This is a genomic window from Halorubrum salinum, assembly GCF_024494575.1.
GTDB classification, from domain to species: domain Archaea; phylum Halobacteriota; class Halobacteria; order Halobacteriales; family Haloferacaceae; genus Halorubrum; species Halorubrum salinum.
Map to the genome: position 1 here is coordinate 314853 of NZ_JANHDO010000003.1, position 21804 is coordinate 336656.

Genomic DNA, 21804 nt, shown 5'->3' on the forward strand with positions numbered 1-21804 from the left:
AACGCGTCGTCTCCCTACTCGCCGCCGAACGCGCCCTCGTCGCGCCACTCGTCGAGCGTGGTCTGGTCGCCGGCGACCTCGGCGAAGACGGACTCCGTGTGCTCGCCGAGCCGCGGCGCGGGCGAGCGGACGATGTCGTCGTGGTCGGGGAAGTTGATCGGGTGGCCGGGCAGGAGACACTCGCCCCAGTCGGGGTCGTCGTGCTCGACGACCAGATTGCGCGCCCGCGTCTGGTCGTAGTTGACGACGTCCTCGACGTCGTTTATCGGCCCGCACGGGAACCCGTACTCGATGAGCCTGTCGAGCCAGTACTCCGTGGATTCCGTCTCGAACTCCTCTTCTATGATCCCGACGACGGTGTCTGCGTGCTCGAAGCGGTCGTCGTTCGTCGGATACTCGGCCAACTCCTCGCGGCCGACGAGTTCGACGAAGTCGTCCCACCGATCGTCGCTCGGGACGCCGGTGACGAGCGCACCGTCCGCGGTCTCGAACCGCTGATAGGGGACGAGCGTCTGGTGGGAAGTTCCCTGCGGTCCGGGAACGGACCCGTCCATCGAGTAGGAGGTGAGGTACTCGTTCATCAGCGTCACGATGGAGTCGAACAGTCCCACGTCGAACTTCCCGTTGAACGACTCGTCGTCCCCGTCGCCGAGGTGTCCGCGCTCGTAGAGCCGCGCGAGCAGTCCGATAGCGGTGAACATTCCCGTCGTGAGGTCGCCGATGGCCTGTCCGACCTTGACCGGTTCGCCGCCCTCGGGGCCGGTGACGCTCATGATCCCGCCTTCGGCCTGCAGGATGAGATCGAGGCCGGCCTGCTTCTTGCGCGGACCGGTCTCGCCGTACCCTTTGATGCTGGCGTAGACGATCTCGGGGTTCAGCTCCGTCACGTCCTCGTAGCCGACGCCGAGCTTGTCCGTGACGCCGTACCCGAAGTTCTCGATGAACACGTCGGCCTCCTCCAGGAGCGACAGCGCGGCCTCGGTGCCGGCGTCGGACTTGAGGTCGAGCGTGACGGATCGCTTGTTCCGGTTGTTCGCCATGAAGTAGCCGGACTTCCCGTCGGGCCCGACGCCCTGGCTGCGGGCGGGGTCGCCCGCGCCCGGCCGTTCGATCTTCACGACGTCGGCCCCCATGTCGGCGAGCAGCGCTCCACAGAACGGGCCCGCCCGGTGGCCGGTCATCTCCACGACGGTGAGGTCTGCGAGCGGTCCCCCCGTCATTTCTCGTTGAACTCGTCGACGAGACGTTCTCGCTCGTCGGTCGCGAACTGCTCCCACCACACGTCCGACTCGAACTGGCGGTTCTCCTCCGCGGTCTCCGCGTCGACCGCGTAGTTGAACGCGCGCTTCGAGTTCTTCACCGCGGACCGGCCCGTGCTCTGGATCGCCTCGACGATGTCGTCGACGGTCTGGTCGAGCTCCTCGCGCGGGACGGCGTGGTTGACGAGCCCGATCCGCTCGGCCTCGTCGGCTCCGATCATCCCGGCCGTGTAGACGAGCTCTTTGGCTTTCGCCTCGCCGACGAGCTCGATCGCTCGCCACGTGGAGTTGCCGGTCGGGATCTGTCCGATGTCGGTCACCGGGACGCCGAACTTGGCGTCGTCGACCGCGATCCGCATGTCACAGTACATCGCGAAGATGAGGCCGCCGCCGACGCAGTAGCCGTTGACCTTGGCTATCACGGGCGCGTGACACTCGAACGGCTTGCGGTACATCTCGTAGAACAGCTCCTGTCGGTCCTTCTGTCGCGGGTCGTGCTCTTCAGCGGTTCCCGCATACTGGGAGATGTCCGCACCCGCCGAGAACGCGTCGTCGCCCTCGCCCGTGATCACGACCACGTCGATGGAGCGGTCGAGCTGGATCTCGTCGAACGCGCGGAGCAGGTCCAGCATGACCGTGTCGTTGAGCGCGTTGTACACCTCGGGCCTGTGGAACTCGATCGTCGCAACGCCGTCGGTGACGTCGAGCGAGATACTCTCGAAGGCTGTTTCGCTTACCATGCACCCCCATACCATGAAGGCCGTAAAAAGGGTTGTGAGTCAGCGACGAGGGTGGGCAAAGCGTGTCACGTACCAAAGTGTTTACTACGAGTGAGTGAATTCCGAACGCATGTCGTATGAGATAGCGACGATACCAGGCGATGGTATCGGTCCGGAAGTCGTCGATAAAACCCTGCCACTGCTCCACGAGGCCGCGTCGCGACACGGCGTCGACGTGGAGTTCACCGAGTACGATTGGGGGACGGAGCGGTACCTCGAGACGGGCGAGATGATGCCGGACGGCGGGCTCGATCAGATCGTCGACGCGGACTCGATCCTGCTCGGTGCAGTCGGTCACCCGGACGTCCGCGACCACATCACGCTCCACGGGCTCCTGTTGCCGATTCGGAAGGGGTTCAACCAACAGGTGTGCAAGCGTCCGTCGATCCTCTTCGACGGCGTCGAGAGTCCGCTCCGAGGCTACGAGAGCGGCGACATCGACTTCGTCGTGTTCCGCGAGAACACCGAGGGCGAGTACTCCGACGCGGGGGGACGTATCCACGAGGGGTTCGACCACGAGGTGGCCGTACAGAGCGCGGTTCACACGCGGGAGGGCACGGAGACGATCGTCCGGGCGGCGTTCGAGGCGGCGACCGAGCGGGACGGACACCTGACGAGCATCACGAAGTCCAACGCGCAGGCGTTCAGCATGACCTTCTGGGACGACGTCGTCGAGGACGTCGCGCCCGACTACCCGGACGTCGAGGTCGAGTCGCTCCTCGTCGACGCGGCGAGCATGGACCTCGTTCGCCGGCCGGAGGAGTTCGACGTGCTCGTCGCCTCCAACCTGTTCGGCGACATCCTGACCGACATCGGCGCTATCGTCAGCGGTAGCATGGGACTCGCCCCGTCCGGCAACATCAACGTGGACGACGAGTACCCCTCGATGTTCGAGCCGGTCCACGGGAGCGCGCCCGACATCGTCGGTCAGGGCGTCGCCAATCCGATGGCGACGGTGCTCTCTGCCGCGATGATGTTCGAAAACCTCGGCGAGGACGCCATCAGTAACGCGCTCTGGAGCGCCGTCAGAGCGGTGCTCTCGGACGACGACGCACCGGTGACCCCGGACCTCGGCGGGTCCGCCTCGACCGGCGACGTCGTCGACGCGATCGAAGAACGACTGTAACCGCGCGGCTCGTCGATCTTTTATCGGACACGATGCGTTACCGTACAGCGGCACGGCCGGGTAGCGCGACACAGATAGCTACCGGCGTGGGTGTCTCCATTCGACTGGACTGCGGGTCGCTATACGACTCACGCGTCGATCGGTGTGGACGCGTTACCGGTCTCTGAAACGGACCGCGATCGGCCCGGGATCACGGACGATCCGTCGTCGACGGGTTAGTCCGCGCGGATCGAGACGACGGGGACTTCGGAGTCGAGCATCACGGTCTGGACGGTGCTACCGAAGAGCGCCTTCCCGACCGGGGAGCGCTTGCGGCCGGCGATGACGAGGTATCGAGCGTCGTTGGACTCGGCGTAGTTAACGACCTCGTCGGCCGGATCGCCGAGGAGACCGACCGGCGACACGTCGACCGCGGACGAGTCGTCGACCACTTCCTGGGCGATGTCCTCCGCCATTTCGAGGATGTCGTCGGTCGGGATCGTGTTCCCCGTGTCGCTGACGCTCGTCCGTTCGAGGTCGATGAACTTCTGACGCGTCAAGACGTGCACTACTTCGACGGGCTCGTCGAACGCCTCGCCGAGCTCGACTGCCTCTTCGACGATTGCCGGGGCCCGTTCTGACCGATCGACAGCTGCAACGATCACCATACAGTCCGTATTCAATCCTGTTATATAAAATATTCCACCCGGTCGCCGTCGCCACCGCCACCCGCTGGCCCTCGCGCGCGCACGCTCCCGATCACACGGCCAAGTCGCCGCACACAGCAACAGTCCGCACACAGCAACAGTCGCCTCTAGCAGCTGTCTCACACAGACGCCGGCCGTCGGCTCTGTGCGATCTCGTCGTCTCAACCGGACCGCTCGGTAGTTCACGTCACTCGTCGAACTCGTGTAAGACGGGGACAACGAGGGGAAACATTTATGATATTCCCATCTAATGTCACGGTTGGACACGGCAAAGGCAATCCCAAGAAGGCAGTTCCGGCCGATAAAACCAACTATCGAAACCACGTGACAAGATGACAGAGAACACAGCAGACGATACGGGCGAATCGAGTTCGAACACACGACGGCGGTTCCTGCAGGCGGTCGGTGCGACGTCGGCCGTCTCCCTCGCCGGCTGTTCCGGCAACGGCGGCGACGGCGGCGACGGAAGCGACGGGAGCGATGGCAGTGACGGGAGCGACGGGAGCGACGGAAGCGACGGCGGTGACGGTGGCGACGGCGGCGACGGATGGTCGCCGTCCGGAACCGTGCGCTACATCGTCCCGTACGACGAGGGTGGCGGCACGGACACGTACGCTCGCGGTATTCAGGAAGGGTTCCAGGAGGAGCTCGGCGAGTCGCTGCAGATCGACAACATTCCGGGTGCCGGTGGCCTAAACGGCCTCGGCGAACTGTACCGCTCAGAACCCGACGGACAGACCATCGCGGGCAACGCGGGTCCGCTTGAGGTAGCTCCGCAGCTGCTCAACGAGCCGAACTTCGACATCCGCGACCTCACCGGCCTCGGTGTCGTCGGGCAGTCGACGTGGTGTCTCGTCGTCAACGAGGAGTACCAGGACGAGGTCGAGACCTTCGACGACGTTCTCGCGAAGTACGAGAGCGGCGAGTGGGAGGATATCGGCGTCCAGTCGTCCGGTAGCTCCCAGGACATCATCGTCCTGCTGTACAAGTACGCGTACCCGGACGAGGTCGGATGGAACTGGCAGAACCGCGTGCAGTACACCGGGACCGGCCCGGTCGCGCAGGCGGTCGCCAGCGGCGAGGTCCCGTGTGGTATCGGGACCGACGCCGGGACCCAGTCCGTCGTCAATACCGGCCGGATCTACCCCGTCACGACGTTCTTCGGGCCCGGCACGCAGGTCTACCCGGACATCGACTCCGTGACCGACCTCGGCTACCCGCAGATCGACTTCGTGGGCGGTGTCTGGCGTGGCATGTACGCGCCGCCGGAGACGCCGCAGGAGATCGTCGACTTCTACGCGGACACGCTGGAAGCCACGGTCAACAACGAGGCGACGCAGTCGTGGAGTGACGAGACGGGCAACCCGGTCGTGTTCGAAGGGCCGGAAGTCGCCGAACAGAACTTCGCGGACGCCTTCGAGCAGTACGAAGAGCTCGAGATTCTGCAACTCGTCAACGAAAACCAGCCCTGAGTCGGTCAGGGCCTCGGCGGCGCGTCGTACTTAATTTATTTATACTTGGAGTTCCCCGGATGAGACACCACTGTCATGGTCAATTACTCACAACGGCTTGAAGGCATTACAGCCGAACACGTACTGCTCGTAACGCTCATCGGGCTGTCCATCGTATTCTACGTGGACCCGATACTCAAAGACTATCCCCAAAACGCGGCGATCTTCCCGCAGCTTATGGCACAGGTCGTCGGGATCGGATCGTTCCTCATCCTCATTCAGAACTATCTCCCCGGACCGATCCAGCGGTTCGTCGGCGAGGACGTGAGCATGACGGAGAGCTTCGAGGAGCAACAAACCGAAGGCGTCGACGCCATCGAGAAGAGCAAGGCCGAACAGGCCGACATCGACGAGAAGTACGTCGACACCGAGGACGAAGAAGACGGTACCTCAGAGGACATCGCGAAGGTACCGCTCCACGAGAAGTGGGGGATCAACATCAACAACACCGTCATCATGATCATCTTCTCGAGCATCTACTTCGCGCTCGGGTGGGCGGCGGGGTTCCTCTACGTAACGCCGCTTTTCGTGTTCTCGTACACCACGTGGTTCCGGGTGAAGATGTACAAGGGGGCCTTCCTCGCCGCGCTCGCGACGGTCATCGTATACGGATTCATCGTCTTCCTGCTCATGCCGTTCGACCAGGGAGCGATAGTGTTCACGGGGGGACTATAGATGGCGGTCGGTAGTCTCGTCGAAGGCATTTTGATCGCGGTCAGCTGGCCGGTCATCGGCTGGATGGCCGCCGGACTGCTCGCCGGAATCGTTATGGGTGCGCTACCGGGGATCGGGTCGCCGGTCGGGATGGCGATCGTTCTGCCGCTCACCGTCCCCCTCGATCCGACGCCGGCGCTCATCCTCCTGATCTCCATTTACAGTGGTGCGATGTTCGGCGGGAGTATCGCGGCGATCCTGTTGAACGCGCCGGGAACCGAGTCGGCGGCCGCGACGACGCTCGACGGGTATCCGATGGCGAAGAAGGGACTCGCGAAGAACGCACTCGCGATCGCGACGACGGCCTCCGCGCTGAACGGGTTCGTCGCCGCGATCCTTCTCGTCCTCATCTCACCGATCCTCATCGAGGTAGTACTCTTATTCGGGTCGGTCGAGTACTTCTTACTCGCGATCTTGGGAATATCACTCATCACGATCGTCGCGGACGGGTCTATCGTCAAGGGGATCGTGGCGGGCGCGTTCGGCTTCATGATCTCGACTATCGGCGTCGCGATCATGTCCCCGACCCCTCGCTACGCGTTCGGTCAGCTCGCGCTGTACGATGGGATCAACTTCGTCGCCGCGCTTATCGGAATGTTCGCGTTCGCGGAGATGATGAAACTCGCGGTCCAAGACCAGATCGCGGAAGACGCCGTCGGTATCACGGGCAGCATCACCGACGGGATCAAGACGGTGTTCCAGTATCCCAAGACGACCATCAAAGCGGGCATCATCGGGATGCTGATCGGTGCAGTCCCCGGATCCGGCGCGACCACGTCGACGTTCGTCGCGTACGCCGAGGAGGCGCGCTCCTCGGCGGCAGACGGTATCTTCGGTGAGGGTGATCCCCGCGGGATCATCGCCCCCGAGGGAGCGAACAACCCGACAGTCAGCGGGTCGCTCGTCCCGACGCTCTCGTTCGGTATTCCCGGGAGCGGTTCGACGGCGGTGTTCCTCGGCGGAATCCTGATGCACGGGCTCCAGCCCGGTCCGCAGCTGTTCGGCGAACAGCTCCACATCACGTACGCGCTGTTCGTCTCGGTGTTCCTCGGTAACATCCTCATCCTCGCCGTCGGGTACTCGGTCATCCCGTACGCGAGCGCGATCACGAAGATCGACACCGACATCATCATCCCGATGGTCATCGTGCTGTCGTTCATCGGGGCGTTCAGCCTGCGCCGGAACTGGTTCGACGCCTTCGGTGTCCTGGCGCTCGGGATCATCGGCTACTACATGGTGAAGTACAAGTACTCGGTGATCGCGTTCGTCCTCGGAATCGTTCTGGGGCCGATAGCCGAGGAGAACTTCTTCCGCTCGCTCCAGCTGTCGGGCGGCGGATACGGAATCTTCGTCAACCCGAGTCGGCCGCTCACGCTCAGCATCTCCATCCTGATCATCGTGGTGCTGATCGGGCCGTTCGTCGGGCCGTACGTGAAGAACGCGATAAACAACTTCAGGTAGCACGACGCTCCCACCTCGGAGCAGTCGGCTTCGGTCGTCTCACCGATTTCCGCTTCGATTCGATTTTTTTCGACGCCCGGACCGTGTCCGATCGACGCTCACGACGGACGTCTTCACCGGCTCGATCGCTGTGCGAGGAGACGGTCGAACGACAGAACGGCCGTAACTATCAGTGACGTTAATGTTAGTTCGAATGTTCCGTCGACGGGGCGATGACGCCGTCGGACGGCCGCACCGCTCGACGGCTCACCTAACGGAGAGCAGCAGTGGCAGTAACGATCCACAACGATCCACATAGATACGGCCACGAATGTCGATGATTTCGTCGACGAACGACGATATCACGTGTGGTTATCGACCGTATACGCGCGAGCGACGACCGAACTCGTAAAGAAACCTGATCGGGAATGTCGACACACGGGCGGCCTCACGCCCTTACTCGCCGGTATGGGTCGGCGACCGAACGTGTGGCCGTAAACATCCACGACTCCCTCGCCGCGTCGGCTCGCTCATCGCCGGCGACTGCGGCGGTGTGTTCGTATTGTTCCCCGTTCACGCGAGTCACGGCCCGATGTCGTCGGCAGATGGCACGAACAATACTTATATACATACTTGGTTGCTACCTTCGTACACACGATGACTGCCCAGCACCGGGACGCAGGGGTGCCAGACGCATCACTGGGTCTCGATGATCCCCCGGCTATCGCCGGCGTCGGTATGACGGAGTTCGCGAGCGCGGACGACCGCCCCCTCATCGACCTCCTTCTCGCGGCCGCCGAACGCGCGCTCGACGACGCCGAGTGCGACGCGTCGACGGTCGATTCGGTCCACGTGGGAAACATGGCCGCGGAAGCGTTCAACGAGCGCTCGGGCCTCGCGAACGCGCTCACCGGGAGCCTCGGACTGACCGGCGTCACCGCACGTCGGATAGAAAACACCAGCGCGAGCGGCGCGAGCGCCGTTCAGAGTGCGTTCGAGGCCGTCGCTGGCGGCCACAGCACGCACGCACTGGCCGTCGGCGGTGAGAAGATGTCGAGCGCTGACACCGCGACGGCGACCGAGATAATCAGTCGGATCACGCACGACCGCGAGTACGAACAGGGCGTCACCCTGCCGTCGTTCGGCGGCCTCGCGGCCGCCGCGTACCTCGACGCGTACGACGCGGACCGCCGCGACCTCGCGCGGATCTCGGTGAAGAACCACGCCAACGCGGCGAAAAACGAGTACGCGCAGTTCAGGAAACGGATCGACGTCGACGACGTCCTCGACTCGCCCGCGGTCGCCTCGCCGCTGCGGCTCTACGACTGCTGTCCGACGAGCGACGGTGCCGCCGCGGTGTTGATCACGGCCGAGCCGACGCCGAACGCGGTCTCCGTGGCTGCCTGTGAGAGCGCGACTGGTACTCACGCGGTCGCCGACCGCACCGACCCGCTCGAAATCGAGAGCGTCAGGCTCGCCGGCGAGTACGCCTACGAGTCCGCCGGGTTCGGCGCGGAGGCGATAGACGTCGCCTGCATTCACGACGCCTTCAGCATCCTCGAATGGCTGGAGATGGAGGAGCTGGGGCTCGCACCGGAGGGAGACGCGTGGCGTCTCACCCGCGACGGTGAGACCGCACTCGACGGGGCGCTCCCCGTGAACCCGGGCGGCGGGCTCAAGGCCCGCGGGCACCCGCTCGGCGCGACCGGCGTCTCGCAGGTCGTCGAACTCGTCTGGCAGCTTCGCGGCGACCTTCCCGAGGGGAGGGGCGTCGACGGAGCGGAACGGGGGCTCGCCGTGAACGTCGCCGGGTTCGGAAACAACGCCGTCTGCACGCTCTTGGAGGCGGACGCGTGACGCAGCTACTGGAGTGCCGCGAGTGCGGCCGGCGAACCTACTACGAGAAGCGGCGATGTCTGGAGTGCGGCGGGTCGGCGTTCGACCGCGTCGACGCCGGACGGGGCGAACTCCGTTCGGTGACGACCGTTCACGTCACGCCGGAGGGGGTTCGCGAGCCGAACCGGCTCGGGCTCGCCGCGTTCCCCGGCGGCGCGAACGTCGTCGCACAGCTCGATGAAGGCCTGAGTATCGGCGACGCGGTGCGGTTACAGGGCGGCCACGACCTCCGCGTCACGGACGACGGGACGCTGCGAGGAGCTCGGCTCGTCGCCGTGGAGTGACCGGTACTTACGTATCCCCGTCGTACCGCGCCAGTTCGACGAGGTTGCCGTCAGGGTCCCGGACGTAGACCGACTCCATGCGTCCGCGCGCCCCGACCTTCTCTACGGGACCGTGGACGATCGCCACCCCGTACTCGCGGAGTTCGCGTCGGAGTTCTTCGACGGAGTCCTCGACGAGGAGACAGAGATCGCCGCTTCCGGCCGTCGGCTCCGCTGCGTGAGGCGTGTATTCGTCACCTGCCGGATGGAGATTGATCTTCTGATCGCCGAAGGACACCCCTCGCCGACCGCCGTCGAAGGTCTCCGGGGTTCCGCCGAGGACGGTCGCGTAGAAGTACACCGCCCGTTCGACGTCCGTGACGGTCAACACCAGGTGGTCGAGGCCGCTGACGTGCATGATGTATGCTTGGGAGACACAAGCAAAAAGCTATCTCATGGCGGATCGGCGAACCACCGCTACCACAACGCTTTGGTCACTGTTCGCACACTGAACGGTATGCGCGCCGTTCGCTACCACGAGCACGGAGACGAGAGCGTTCTGACACTGGAGACGGTCGACAAACCGACGCCCGCACGGGGAGAAGTGCTGGTCGGGATCGAGGCCGCGAGCGTCAACCCGATCGACACGTACGTCCGCGAGGGGAACGTGCGTCCCCCGTCCGGGCTACCGCACGTCGGCGGGTCGGACCTCGCCGGCGTCGTCGAGGCCGTCGGTGAGGGCGTGACGGCGGTCGAGCCGGGCGACCGCGTGTTCGCGACCGGACTCGGTCTGTTCTCGCCGGGCACGTACGCGGAGTACACGGTCGCGCCGGCGGACCAGCTCGCGCCGCTGCCGGAGGCCGTCTCGTTCGAGGAAGGCGCGGCCGCGGCGATGGCGTTCGCGACCGCGTGGCGCGCGCTCGTGACGCGCGGCGACCTCCGCCTCGGCGACGTTGCGCTCGTTCACGGCGCGTCCGGCGGGGTGGGACACGCTGCGGTGCAGGTCGCGGCCGCCGCGGGCGCGACCGTCGTCGGCACCGCGCGCGAGGGCGAGCCGGCGGCGTTCGCGCGGTCGCTCGGAGCCGACGCCGTCGTCGACTACCGGAGCGACGACCTCGGCGGCGAGATCGGCGCGGCGCTCGACGGCCGCGGCGTCGACGTGGTGTTCGACCCGCACGCCGACGCGCATCTGGACGCGAACCTCGACTGCCTCTCGCGCGGCGGCCGGATCGTCGCCATCGGCGAGGAGGGACCGATCACGCTGGACGGCGGCCTGCCGATGGCGGCGAAACAGGCGGACGCGGACCTGCGGTTCATGTCGATCGTGGCCTCCTCAGGCGATCAGGCGGCGATCCTCGAACGCGTCGGCGAGTTGCTCGCGGACGGGACGTTCTCCGTCGAGATCGACTCGGTCTTCGGACTGGAGGCGGTTCCGGAGGCGCTCTCTCGGCTGTCCGCCTCGGGAACGCTCGGAAAAGTGGTGCTCGATACGACGCGCTGATCGCGCGCGCCGCTCAGGGCTCCGGGATCACGTCGTTTTCGACCAGCGCCGCGATGCGGTCGTCGTCGTAGCCGACCGCCTGCAACACGCGAACCGTGTCCTCACCGAGCAGCGGCGGGGCCTTATCGAACCCGGCGTCGGCCTCCGCGTAGTTGAGCGGGTGCTCGATGACGGGGATCTCGCCGGCCGCGGGGTGGTCGATCGAGTCGACCACGCCACGGGCGTTGACCTGCTCGTTGTCGAGCGCCTCGTCCACGTCGAAGACGGGGCCGACGGGGAGCCCGCGCTCTTCGGCGAGCAGTTCGACCCACTCGTCGGTCGGCTTCGTTTCGAGGACGTCGGACAGCTCCGCCTCCAGTTCGTCCATGTTGTTCACGCGGGCGGAGTTCGTCTCGAACCGGTCGTCCGTCGCGAGGTCCTCGCGGCCGATGCCGGCGCAGAACTCCTCCCAGAGCTTCTGGTTGCCGCAGGCGACGTTGAGGTAGCCGTCGGCCGTCGAGTACATCTGGTAGGGGGCGAGCACGGGGTCTTTCGTCCCCATCCGCGAGGTCTCCTCGCCGACGAAGCTCTTTCCCGCCTGCTTCGTGAGCCACGGGAGCGCGGCGTCGAGCATCCCCAACTCGACGCGCTCTCCCTCTCCGGTCCGCTCGCGGTTGTACAGCGACGTGACGATACCGAACGCCGACCACATCGCGGTGATCAGGTCCGTCTGCGGGAGTCCGACTTTCGCCGGCGGCGCGTCGGGATACCCGGTGACGTCCATCATGCCGCTCATCCCCTGTACGAGGAGGTCGTACCCGGGGCGGTCGCTCCACGGTCCCGTCTCGCCGAACGCCGAGATCGAGCAGTAGACGAGGTCGTCGTTGTGCTCTTGGAGCGTCTCGTAGTCGACGCCGAGCCGAGCGGCGGTTCCCGGCCGGAAGTTCTCGACGACGACGTCCGCCTCGGACACGAGGTCGTACAGCGCCTGAATCCCCTCGTCTTTCTTCAGGTTCAGCTCGATGCTCTGTTTGCCGTAGTTAACCGTCCAGAAGTACGGCGACTCGCCCTCCTCGGCCGCGGCCCGTCCGGGACCCTCGTACTCGTCCACGTCGACGAACGGCGGCCCCGAGTAGCGGCTGTCGTCGCCCACGCCGGGCCGCTCGACTTTGATCACTTCCGCGCCCTGATTCGCCAGCATCATCGTCGCGAAGCCGCCCGTGACGAACGTCGTCAGGTCGACCACGACGATCTCTTCTAATAAACGCTGTTGCTTGTCGGTTGAGCTCACATTCGATACTCCGCGGACGACGGCATAAATGTTGGGAGGGACGCTCGCGACCCCTACGCCCGCCGCAGCGCGACCACGGTGAGCGCCCCGAGTCCGGCGACGACGCCGAGCACGGAGAACAGCACGGCGCTCGTCGCGTTCGTGAGCACGAAGCCGGCGATCGACGCGCCGAGCGCTCCGACGCCGAACATCGCGAGGTACGTGAACCCGTAGGAGAGCCCCTGCACTTCGTCGGGGGCCTCTTCCGAGACGACCACCTGATAGATCGGGGCGGTACCGTAGACGAAAAAGCCGAGGAGGAGACAGATTCCGACGAGCGGAACGGTTCCCACCTCGCGAACGAGCGGGAACGAGAGCGCGAGCACGGAAAGCGCCGCGAAGAAGCCGAGGAAGGCCGTGCGGCTCGGGACGCGATCGGTCAGGCGTCCCCCGACGTACTGGCCGCCGATCCCGACGGTCAAGAGCGCGGTGTAAACGTACTGGGAGGGCTGGACCGTCTGTCCGAGCAGTTCGACGGGAGCGAGCGCCGGCGACTCCGCGAGCACGTCGGGGAGGAACGTCAACAGCCCGCGATAGTACACCCCGTACAGCAGCACCGCGACGAACGCGACGGTGAACGCCGTCCCGAACAGCGCGCGAGACGACGTGGCCATCTGTCGGAGTTCGGCGGCGATAGACACCGGGGTCTCGTCCGAGTCGTCGCCGACCGGATCGGGTTCGTCTGTGCCGTTACCCGACTCGCCACCGTCCGCTGCCGTGCCGTCGGTCTCGCCGCCGACGTCGAACTCGATCTGCGTCCCGGCCACGCCGACGGCGACCGCGACGACCGAGAGCACGCCGGCCGTGAGCCGCCAGTCGACGAACATCAGGAGCAGCGCCGTGAGGAGCGGTCCGAAGGCGGTTCCGACGTTTCCGCCCACGCCGTGGTACGCGAACACGGTCCCGCGAGCGTCGGCCGTCCGGCTGATGAGAGAGAGGCCGGCGGGGTGATAGACGCTCGCGAAACACCCCCACAACAGCACGGCTGCTCCGAGCGTGAGCGGTCCCTGCGCGAGCGCGACGACGCCGAACCCGATCCCCATCCCGACGACGGCCCCCGATATCAGCCGCCGCGCGTCGAGGCGGTCCGAGAGCACGCCGCTCACCGGAGCACCGACGCCGATGACGCCGTAGCCGACGCTCACGACCGCACCGATGACCGCGGCAGATACGCCGAACTCCGCCATCCAGAGGCCGACGAAGAGCGGAATCGAGAGTTCGTACGTATGAAATAGCCCGTGTGCGAGGGCGGTGAACTGCACGAGCGCGCGGTCGTTTTCGTTCATTGATCGAACGTCCACAAAGCAGGTAAATAAAATTCAGGGCAGTGCCAAGACGTCGCCGGTCCGACCGCGGCGCGTGCCCCGCTCCGACGTGGTTCGAGGCCGGCTTACACGGAGTGTTCGATGTACAGTTCCAGCTCGTTCACCGCGCCGAGGATGCGCTCTGGAAGCACCTCGGTGAACCGGTCGTCGGTGATTCGACTCGCCGGACCGGCGACGCTCAACGCACCTATCACCTCGCCGTCGGCCGTGACGGGGGCACCGACCGCGTGAACGCCCGCCGTCGTCTCCTGTCGGTTGAACGCGTACCCGCGGTCTCGGACACGTTCCAGTTCCTCGAATAGCTCTTCACGGGTGACGCTGCCGCCGTGGACGCCGTCGAGTCCGCGGGCGTCGATGATCGATTCCACGCGGTCCCGGTCGTAGTTCGAGAGGATCGCCTTCCCGGCCGCGCTCGTGTGGAGCGGCCCGCGCTTGCCCACGTGTGCGCCGGTCTGGACCGCGCTCTGTCCCACCTCCGTGTAGAGGTACACCCGCTCTCCGTTCTCCTCCACGAGGAACTGCGCGCGCTCGCCCGTCTCGTCCGCGAGCGCGTCGACTTTCTCTTTGATCATCGGATACGCGGTCACGCGCCGCTGTATCTGCCCGCCGACCGTGAGAAACTGGAGACCGAGCGCGTAGACGTCACCGTCGTGAACCACGTAACCGTGCTTCTTGAGCGTCGTGAGGTGTCGGTGGACCGTGCTCGGCGCTAATTCTATATGCTCGGATAATTCGGCGATCGTCATGCCGTCGGTGCCGCGCAGCACTTCGACGATCTGCAACGACGTTTCAGTCGTTTTGGCGACCGATTTGGGCGTGTTTTCCATGCCCGTCCTATCGTTAGTGGATACTTAACTTCCCGGTAACTCGGAGAGTACGCAATTATTCGGCACGTGTGCGACCCAGTGTCGCCGATAAGACGGATACGAGAGCGGCAAGTCCGAGTATACAGAATTTTGTAGAGTAGATCACGTCTCGTTGGCGGTGAGTCGCGAACCGTCCGGCGGCGTGTCGAACGCGGGCCGCCGAAACGGGCCATCTCCCTTCGCGGTGGGTTCGAAATTACAGACGTACTGTTGTAATTTCTCCGCGGTTCTATCGACGGGACGGTCAGACACGGCCACCGGCTGTCCGACGAGTTCGCGACGCTAACGGGCGGCCGAGATGGCGTTTCGACATGTGGGATTTCACCTCCAGCGAAAGAATAAAACGCTCGCCGGGGACCTCAGACGGCAGTTACTCGGTGACGACGAGCACTCTGAGATCGTTGACGTTGGTTCCGGTCACGCCCGAGACGAGGAGCGCGCCGCGCTCGTCGAGGTACGGGTACACGTCGTTATCGGCGAGCGCGGCGGTCGCCTCGCGCGCGTCCTCGCTGCTCGCTACGGTCTCTCCGGTGACGAGCGCCCCTGCGGCGTCCGTCGCACCGTCGATACCGTCGGTGTCGATGGCACCGAGGACGACCCCGTCGGGCAGATCGAGCGCGGCGCTCACCGCGAACTCCTGGTTCGGTCCGCCGGTCCCGTCACCGCGAACCGTCACCGTCGTCTCGCCGCCGGAGAGGACGACGGCCGGCGGGTCGACCGGATTCCCCGTTATCTGTGCCTCCTCCGCGAGCGCGACGTGCGTCTTCGCGGCCTCGCGTGCCTCCCCACGGACCGACCGCGAGAGGATCAGCGACTCGTAGCCGGCGTCGTTACACGCCGCGGCCGCGGCCGAGAGCGCCGTGAACCCGTCGGCGAGGATGTGCACGGACACGCGGTCGAACGCCGCCGATGCGGCGTTGCCCGGCCCCGAGTCGTCCGTCGCACCAGTCTTCGATTCGAGGTATTCGACGACTGCGCTCGGCGCGTCGACGTCGTAGTCGCCGAGGACGTCCAGAGCGTCGGCGGCGGTCGTCGGGTTCGGCGACAGCGGGCCGCTGGCGACGACGGCGGGATCGTCCGAGGTTACGTCACTGAACACGAGACCGATCGCCGTCGCCGGGGCGAGCGCGGCGGCCAGACCGCCGCCCTTGACGTCCGAGACGGCGCGTCGGACCGTGTTGATCGCTTCGATCGGCGCTCCGCTCCGGAGCAGCGAGTCGGTGAGGTCGGTGAGTGCCTCGAGGCCGATGTCGCCGCTCGGAGCGGTGAGAAGCGCACTTCCGCCGCCGCTGACCGCGACGAGCGCGAGCGTGTCCGCGTCGCATTCGCGGGCGCGGTCGAGGAGCCGGCGCGCGCCGGTCACGTTCGACTCGCTCGGAAGCGGGTGGGTACCCTCGACCATCTCGACGGGCCCCGCCGGTGCCGGGTCGTCGGTGACGACGACGCCGCCGTCGATGCGGTCGCCGAGCCGATCGTGGAGCGCGGCCGCGACCCGGCCGGCGGCGTTGCCGCCGCCGAACACGAGCAGTTCGTCGTACCCTGAGAGGTCGACGGTCTGGTCGGCAACGCGGAGCGTCTCACCGTCGAGCGTCACGTCTTCCGCGATCACCGACCGGGGATGCGCCGCGTCGACGCCGGCTTCGAGCGCGTCGAGCGCGACTCGGCGGGGCTCTTCCCCGTGTCCTTCGGTGTCACTGTCGTCGCCGCCGACGTCGTCGCGGTCGAACATACGAGCACTTCCGCGGGTCTCCTCATAAACGTTGACCCTCGTACGAGTGTCGCCGTCCGGTGAGGCCCCCACGCTTATGTCGACCGCGTCGGAGTCGTATCCATGGACACACTCGACGACCTCGTCGTGCCCGAAGCGACCGTCCTCGAAGCCTGCGGCGATACCCCGCTGCCGGAGTTCGGACTGATAGAGCGCGTCTGGAACACCGACCCCATACCGAGCGACCGCGTCGAGTCGGCCGCGGCCGAGGCGGTCGAATCGCTCGACTTCGACGACGTGCCAGAGGGAGGTGAGGTCGCCGTCGGTGCCGGAAGCCGCGGGATCGCGAACCTCTCCTCTATCGTACGGGGCGTCGTCGGGGCGGTTCGGGACGCGGGATACGACCCGTTCGTGTTTCCGGCCATGGGGAGCCACGGCGGTGCGACGGGCGAGGGACAACGCGAGATGCTCGAATCGCTCGGCGTCACGGAGGACGCGATCGGCTGTGAGATCCGGTCGAGCATGGAGGTCGTCCGCGTCGGCGAGACCGACGACCGGGGCGTTCCCGTGTACGCCGACGCGAACGCGGCCGCGGCCGACGCCATCGTGCCCGTCAACCGGGTGAAACCCCACACCGACTACGACGGGCCCGTCGAGAGCGGCCTCTCGAAGATGCTCGTGATCGGGATGGGGAAACAGCGCGGCGCGAAGACGGCACACGAGTGGGCGATAGACTGGAGCTTCCGGAACATGATCCCGGAGATCACGGGGAAACTGCTCGCCGAGCTGCCGGTCGCGGGCGGGGTGGCTATCGTCGAAGACCAGTTCGACGACACGGCGCTGATCGAGGGCGTCCCCCCGTCCGGCTTTCTGGATCGGGAGGCAGAGCTGTTAGAACGCGCCTACGACCTCCTGCCGACCGTTCCCTTCGACGACGTGGACGTGCTCGTCCTCGACCGGCAGGGAAAAGACGTCAGCGGACAGGGTATGGACACGAACGTGATCGGTCGGCGACCGTTCGCGATCAACGAGCCCGCCCCCGAGCGCCCCGACATCAAGCGCATCTTCGTCCGGGGACTGACAGAGACCACCCACGGGAACGCGATGGGGATGGGGTCCGCGGACTTCGTCCATCGCGACCTCGCCGCCGAACTCGACAGTTCGACCTCGCTCATCAACGCGATCACGGCGAGCACGACGCGGGGCGTCCGCCTCCCGCCGGTCGTGGAGACCGACCGCGCGGGCCTCGTCGCGTCGCTGTCGACGGTCGGCGTCGTCGACCCCGAGACGGTGCGGGTGCTCAGAGCCACGGACACGATGCGGCTCGATCGGCTGTACGCGTCGCCCGCGCTCGTCGAGGCGGCCCGCGACCGCGCCGACCTGCGAGTCGTCGCCGAGCCGACGCCGATCGAGTTCGACGGCGGGGCGTTCGCGGCACCGACCCCGCACGAGACGGGCGACGTCGACACCTGAGTTCGGGGGAGATCCGAACGCCCGTCGCCCTCGGACCGTGCAAAAGTATCAGAATACAATGTATTATTTAAAACTGAGTAGTATGGCTCACGTGCGGCCGTCGGGGGCGGTGAGGTGCGGAGCCGATTTGCCTGTATGGAAACGCTTTCCCGCCCAACTCCAGACAGTTGAATCGACATGGATCTAGCTATCGACGGCAACGCGGCGCTCGTCACCGCGTCGTCAAGCGGACTCGGCAAGGCGTCGGCGAAGGCGCTCGCTCGTGAGGGGGCAGACGTCGTGATCAACGGTCGCGACGAGGATCGACTCGCCGACGCCCTCGAAGAGATCGAGGCCGTCGCATCGGGCGAAGTCGTCGCGCAGTCGGGCGATCTGACTGACCCTGACGACATCGAAACGCTCGTGGAGCGGACCGTCGACGAGTTCGGGACCATCGACCACCTCGTCACCAGTGCGGGCGGTCCGCCGTCGGGCGCGTTCCTCGACACCGACGACGACGACTGGGAGGACGCCTACGAGCTGCTGGTGATGAGCGTCGTGCGGCTCGCCCGCGAGGCGGAGCCGTACCTCAGCGAGGGCGACGGCGGGACGATCGTCACGATCACGTCGAGCAGCGTCAAGGAGGCGATCGACAGTCTCGTGCTGTCGAACTCCGTCCGCATGGGCGTCATCGGTCTCGAAAAGACGCTCTCGAAGGAGTTCGCACCGGATGTCCGAGCGAACGCCGTGCTCCCCGGTTCACACGAGACCTCTCGGATCGAGAACCTCGTCAACGCCGCGCTCGAACGCGGCGAGTACGACTCCTACGAGGAGGGACTCGACGAGTGGGCACAGAATCCGCTCGAACGCGTCGGCGACCCGATGGAACTCGGCAACACCGTCGCGTTCCTCTCCTCGCCGAAGTCGGGATACATCAACGGTGCCGCCCTTCCCATCGACGGCGGCTCGACGCAGTCGAACCTCTAGCGGGCGCGGTCGACCGCGTCTTCGGACACCGCCCTGAACCGTTTTTGACAGCCGATCGCGAACGGCCGAACGCGACACGATCGCACACCAGCCTATCCGCTACCGGTTTTATTACTGAAATGGTAGTATTGTGCTAACATATCATATTTTGTATCGTATTTGTCGATCACTCGAACGACGGATCGCGCTTCTCTAAGAACGCCTGCATTCCCTCACGCTGGTCGTGCGTGCCGAACAGCCCCGACCACGCGCGGCGTTCCACGGCGAGCCCCGCCGCGGTCGGGCCGTCGCCGGCGGCGTTCAGCGCCTCTTTCGCGGCTCGCATCGCCGTCGCCGACTGTGCGGCCAGCGTGTCCGCCAGTTCGTCGACTCGGGCGTCGAACGCCTCGTCGGCGACGACCTCGCCGACGAGCCCGCACTCGGCGGCCGCGTCGGCGTCGATCCGCTCGCCGAGGAAGATCAGGCGGCGCGCCGTCTCGTCGCCGACGAGCGCCGGAAGCCGCTGGGTGCCGCCCCACCCCGGGATGATCCCGAGGTCGATCTCGGTCTGTCCGAATACGGCGCTGTCGGCGGCGATCCGGAGGTCGCAGGCGAGCGCGAGCTCGCAGCCCCCCCCGAGCGCGTAGCCGTCGACCGCGGCGATCACGGGCGCGGGGAACGACTCGATCGTGTCGGCGACGCGGTGGCCGAGTTCGGCGTACGCCTGCGCCTCCGGCGTCGACAGGTCGACCATGTACGAGATGTCCGCGCCCGCGACGAACGCCTTTTCGCCCGCACCGGCGAGGACCACCGCCCGAGCGTCTTCGGCCGCGGCCTCCGCGAGCCCCGCTTCGATCGCTTCCAGCGTGTCGACGGTGAGGGCGTTGAGCTGATCCGGGCGGTCGACGGTCAGCGTCGCGACGCCGTCCTCGACGGTGAGCGTGATAGTGTCCCACGTCATACCTGAGGCTCATGGCGGAGCGTGAAAACCGTTCGCCAGTCGGAACCCCGAGGCGGACGGGGTGGCGCTCGGTCCGTTCCGGTGTGGTCGTCTCCACGCCGTGTTCGGTCTCAGAGTTCCTCGCGGCTGTCGATCTCGCTGTAGATGAACCACGCGGCCGTGTACGCGCCGATGAAGAGCAGGTACCCGAACACGAGGCCGACGAGCTGTCGGGAGCCGATCCCCCCCGGAAGCGTTCGCGAGAGTATCGTCAGCGCGACGGCGAACACGACGAGCGAGAACACTCCGGAGAGGGCATACACGCCGAGATCAGAGGTGAGACGGTCGCGCACGCTTCGGTCAACGGAGCCGACTAATAAACAGTCACCGGTCGCTCCGTCTCGACCGCGCGGACTCGCCCGTCCCTGTGCGGATTGCAACCCATATATGCCCCCGGGCACACGTGGGAGTATGAACGGAAATCGGTTCGGTCGACTCTTCCAGCTGACCACCTACGGGGAGAGCCACGGCGATGCGATGGGCGTGACGGTGTCGGGCGTGCCCGCGGGCGTCGAACTCGACGAGGAAGCCATTCAAGCGCAGCTCGACCGGCGCAAGCCGGGCCAGTCGATGATCACGACCTCGCGCGGCGAGCCCGACGAGGTCGTCGTCAACTCCGGCGTGCAGGACGGGTACACCACCGGCACGCCGATCGGGATGGTGATCCAGAACAAGGACGCCCGTTCCGGGAAGTACGAGCCGTACGTCACCGCGCCCCGACCATCGCACGGCGATTACACCTACTCCGCGAAGTTCGGGACCCGCAACTGGGGCGGCGGCGGGCGCTCCTCGGCGCGCGAGACGGTGAACTGGGTCGCCGCGGGCGCGGTCGCAGAGCAGGTGCTCGACGCCTCCGAGTACGGCGTGGAGATCAAAGCGCACGTGAACCAGATCGGCGACGTCGAAGCCGACGAGGTGAGCTTCGAGCAGATCCTGGACCGCTCAGAGGAGAACGACGTTCGGTGTGCCGACCCCGAGGCGGCCGCCGAGATGCAGGAGCTGATCGAGGAGTACCAGGAGGCGGGCGACTCCATCGGCGGCTCCATCTACTTCGAGTGCCGGGGCGTCCCCCGGGGACTCGGCGCGCCGCGCTTCGACGGCTTCCCGAGCCGGCTCGGGCGGGCGATGTTCTCCATTCCGGCGACCACCGGCGTCGAGTTCGGGCTCGGTAAAGACGCCGTCGGCGTGACGGGTAGCGAGCGCAACGAGGACTGGACGTTCGACGACGGCGAGTCGTTCGATCAGGTCGAGAGCGAGGAGGGTGATCCGGTCCCCGTCGGCAACGACCACGGCGGGCTCCAAGGCGGGATCACGACGGGCGAGCCGATCTACGGCGAGGCGACGTGGCACGCGCCGACCTCGATCCCGAAGAAGCAGCGCTCCGCCGACTGGGAGACGGGCGAGGAGAAGGAGGTCCAGGTCGTCGGCCGCCACGACCCCGTGCTCCCGCCGCGGGCCGTCCCCGTCGTCGAAGCCATGCTCTACTGCACCGTCCTCGACTTCATGCTTCTCGCCGGCCGGATCAACCCCGACCGCGTCGACGGGCGGCCGGGCGAGTACGACACCGACTACCACCCGAGCAGTCCGGACAACGAGTAGCGGGCGACAAGGCGACGTCAACAGTCGCGTTCGGCGCGCGCCTCCGAGCGCCCAATTGGGCGCGACGGAGCCCGCGCGAGGCCGAGGCTGGGGAGGCGTGAGGTGCTGTCGCGGTCGGCGACCGCGACGCTCCGACTCCTGTGTCTGGCTCGCCGCCCGACTCACACCCCCGGCGACCACTCGCAGGCGTCGCCCGCGGTGAGGTCGTTCTCGTCGACGTGTACCGACAGACAGGCGTAGTTGCAGAAATACGTGGGCGAGCCGCAGTCCTCCTCGCAGTCGCGCACGCATATCGGGTCGTGCTCGAATATCGGTGACCCGCAGTAGGCGCACGTCTCGTCGGCCCCAGGCGTCGACACGGTCGTGGACATGTCGAGATCGACCGGCTCCCGCCACCAAAGCGT

At 66.3% G+C, this 21804-nt stretch carries 21 protein-coding genes; 10 read left to right on the plus strand and 11 right to left on the minus strand.

Translation table 11 applies throughout. The features are described 5' to 3' along the window. Nucleotides 1-14: 14 nt before the first annotated feature. Both NO930_RS10270 and NO930_RS10275 read right to left on the minus strand, forming a co-directional pair. On the minus strand, nt 15-1220 hold the full coding sequence (locus tag NO930_RS10270; RefSeq protein ID WP_137783496.1) for a CaiB/BaiF CoA transferase family protein: 1206 nt from the start codon (nt 1218-1220) through the stop codon (nt 15-17). After that, nucleotides 1217-1999, minus strand: a complete 783-nt coding sequence (locus NO930_RS10275) for an enoyl-CoA hydratase/isomerase family protein (protein ID WP_137783495.1) — start codon at nt 1997-1999, stop codon at nt 1217-1219. The genes NO930_RS10270 and NO930_RS10275 overlap by 4 nt, the downstream gene beginning before the upstream one ends. 109 nt (nt 2000-2108) lie before the next feature. Between NO930_RS10275 and NO930_RS10280 the strand changes: the two genes are divergently transcribed. Then, nucleotides 2109-3164: an isocitrate/isopropylmalate dehydrogenase family protein gene (locus tag NO930_RS10280; protein WP_137783494.1), complete on the plus strand. Its 1056-nt coding sequence runs from the start codon at nt 2109-2111 to the stop codon at nt 3162-3164. Between the two features lie 215 nt (nt 3165-3379). Here NO930_RS10280 and NO930_RS10285 read toward each other — a convergent pair whose 3' ends face one another. Then, a complete protein-coding gene (locus tag NO930_RS10285; protein WP_137783493.1) occupies nt 3380-3811 on the minus strand; it encodes a universal stress protein in 432 nt (143 codons plus the stop codon). 371 nt (nt 3812-4182) lie between these two features. Here NO930_RS10285 and NO930_RS10290 point away from each other — a divergent pair, with 371 nt between their 5' ends. From NO930_RS10290 to NO930_RS10310, 5 genes are all read left to right on the plus strand, one after another. Next, on the plus strand, nt 4183-5322 hold the full coding sequence (locus tag NO930_RS10290; RefSeq protein ID WP_256403397.1) for a Bug family tripartite tricarboxylate transporter substrate binding protein: 1140 nt from the start codon (nt 4183-4185) through the stop codon (nt 5320-5322). 216 nt (nt 5323-5538) lie between these two features. Further along, nucleotides 5539-6036, plus strand: coding sequence for a hypothetical protein (locus NO930_RS10295; RefSeq protein WP_256403398.1), 498 nt, complete (start codon nt 5539-5541; stop codon nt 6034-6036). Beyond that, nucleotides 6037-7536: a tripartite tricarboxylate transporter permease gene (locus NO930_RS10300; RefSeq protein ID WP_137783732.1), complete on the plus strand. Its 1500-nt coding sequence runs from the start codon at nt 6037-6039 to the stop codon at nt 7534-7536. A 636-nt stretch (nt 7537-8172) separates the two neighbouring features. Then, nucleotides 8173-9372 (plus strand): thiolase family protein, encoded by a 1200-nt coding sequence (locus NO930_RS10305; protein ID WP_256403399.1) that lies wholly within the window; start codon nt 8173-8175, stop codon nt 9370-9372. Next, a complete protein-coding gene (locus NO930_RS10310) occupies nt 9369-9695 on the plus strand; it encodes a Zn-ribbon domain-containing OB-fold protein (protein WP_256403400.1) in 327 nt (108 codons plus the stop codon). The genes NO930_RS10305 and NO930_RS10310 overlap by 4 nt, the downstream gene beginning before the upstream one ends. A gap of 7 nt (nt 9696-9702) precedes the next feature. Here NO930_RS10310 and NO930_RS10315 read toward each other — a convergent pair whose 3' ends face one another. Then, nucleotides 9703-10092, minus strand: a complete 390-nt coding sequence (locus NO930_RS10315) for a VOC family protein (RefSeq protein ID WP_137784756.1) — start codon at nt 10090-10092, stop codon at nt 9703-9705. Between the two features lie 99 nt (nt 10093-10191). Here NO930_RS10315 and NO930_RS10320 point away from each other — a divergent pair, with 99 nt between their 5' ends. Continuing rightward, nucleotides 10192-11175 carry an NADPH:quinone reductase gene (locus NO930_RS10320; RefSeq protein WP_256403401.1) on the plus strand — a complete coding sequence of 328 codons (984 nt, stop codon included), beginning with the start codon at nt 10192-10194 and terminating at the stop codon, nt 11173-11175. Nucleotides 11176-11188: 13 nt separating this feature from the next. Here NO930_RS10320 and NO930_RS10325 read toward each other — a convergent pair whose 3' ends face one another. The 4 genes from NO930_RS10325 to NO930_RS10340 all read right to left on the minus strand — a co-directional run bounded on the left by NO930_RS10325 (nt 11189) and on the right by NO930_RS10340 (nt 16404). Continuing rightward, entirely contained in the window at nt 11189-12445 is a 1257-nt protein-coding gene (locus NO930_RS10325) for a CaiB/BaiF CoA transferase family protein (protein WP_256403402.1), read from the minus strand. A 53-nt stretch (nt 12446-12498) separates the two neighbouring features. Further along, the gene (locus NO930_RS10330) at nt 12499-13770 is read right to left on the minus strand and encodes an MFS transporter (RefSeq protein ID WP_137784469.1); all 1272 of its coding nucleotides are present in this window, start codon (nt 13768-13770) and stop codon (nt 12499-12501) included. Nucleotides 13771-13874: 104 nt separating this feature from the next. Continuing rightward, nucleotides 13875-14636, minus strand: coding sequence for an IclR family transcriptional regulator (locus tag NO930_RS10335; protein ID WP_256403403.1), 762 nt, complete (start codon nt 14634-14636; stop codon nt 13875-13877). A 409-nt stretch (nt 14637-15045) separates the two neighbouring features. Then, the gene (locus NO930_RS10340; RefSeq protein WP_256403404.1) at nt 15046-16404 is read right to left on the minus strand and encodes a glycerate kinase type-2 family protein; all 1359 of its coding nucleotides are present in this window, start codon (nt 16402-16404) and stop codon (nt 15046-15048) included. A 102-nt stretch (nt 16405-16506) separates the two neighbouring features. On the opposite strand from NO930_RS10340, the gene NO930_RS10345 reads away from it, so the two are divergent. Then, entirely contained in the window at nt 16507-17856 is a 1350-nt protein-coding gene (locus NO930_RS10345) for a nickel pincer cofactor-dependent isomerase, group 22 (protein ID WP_256403406.1), read from the plus strand. A gap of 177 nt (nt 17857-18033) precedes the next feature. Then, nucleotides 18034-18822 carry an SDR family oxidoreductase gene (locus tag NO930_RS10350; RefSeq protein ID WP_256403407.1) on the plus strand — a complete coding sequence of 263 codons (789 nt, stop codon included), beginning with the start codon at nt 18034-18036 and terminating at the stop codon, nt 18820-18822. Between the two features lie 166 nt (nt 18823-18988). Here the strand turns inward: NO930_RS10350 and NO930_RS10355 are convergent, their stop codons facing one another. Further along, a complete protein-coding gene (locus NO930_RS10355; RefSeq protein WP_256403408.1) occupies nt 18989-19762 on the minus strand; it encodes an enoyl-CoA hydratase/isomerase family protein in 774 nt (257 codons plus the stop codon). A gap of 110 nt (nt 19763-19872) precedes the next feature. Further along, on the minus strand, nt 19873-20094 hold the full coding sequence (locus NO930_RS10360; RefSeq protein WP_137784224.1) for a hypothetical protein: 222 nt from the start codon (nt 20092-20094) through the stop codon (nt 19873-19875). A 118-nt stretch (nt 20095-20212) separates the two neighbouring features. On the opposite strand from NO930_RS10360, the gene aroC reads away from it, so the two are divergent. Further along, nucleotides 20213-21400: a chorismate synthase gene (aroC, locus tag NO930_RS10365; RefSeq protein ID WP_256403409.1), complete on the plus strand. Its 1188-nt coding sequence runs from the start codon at nt 20213-20215 to the stop codon at nt 21398-21400. A gap of 161 nt (nt 21401-21561) precedes the next feature. Here the strand turns inward: aroC and NO930_RS10370 are convergent, their stop codons facing one another. Continuing rightward, nucleotides 21562-21771, minus strand: coding sequence for a hypothetical protein (locus tag NO930_RS10370; protein WP_256403410.1), 210 nt, complete (start codon nt 21769-21771; stop codon nt 21562-21564). Nucleotides 21772-21804: the final 33 nt, after the last annotated feature.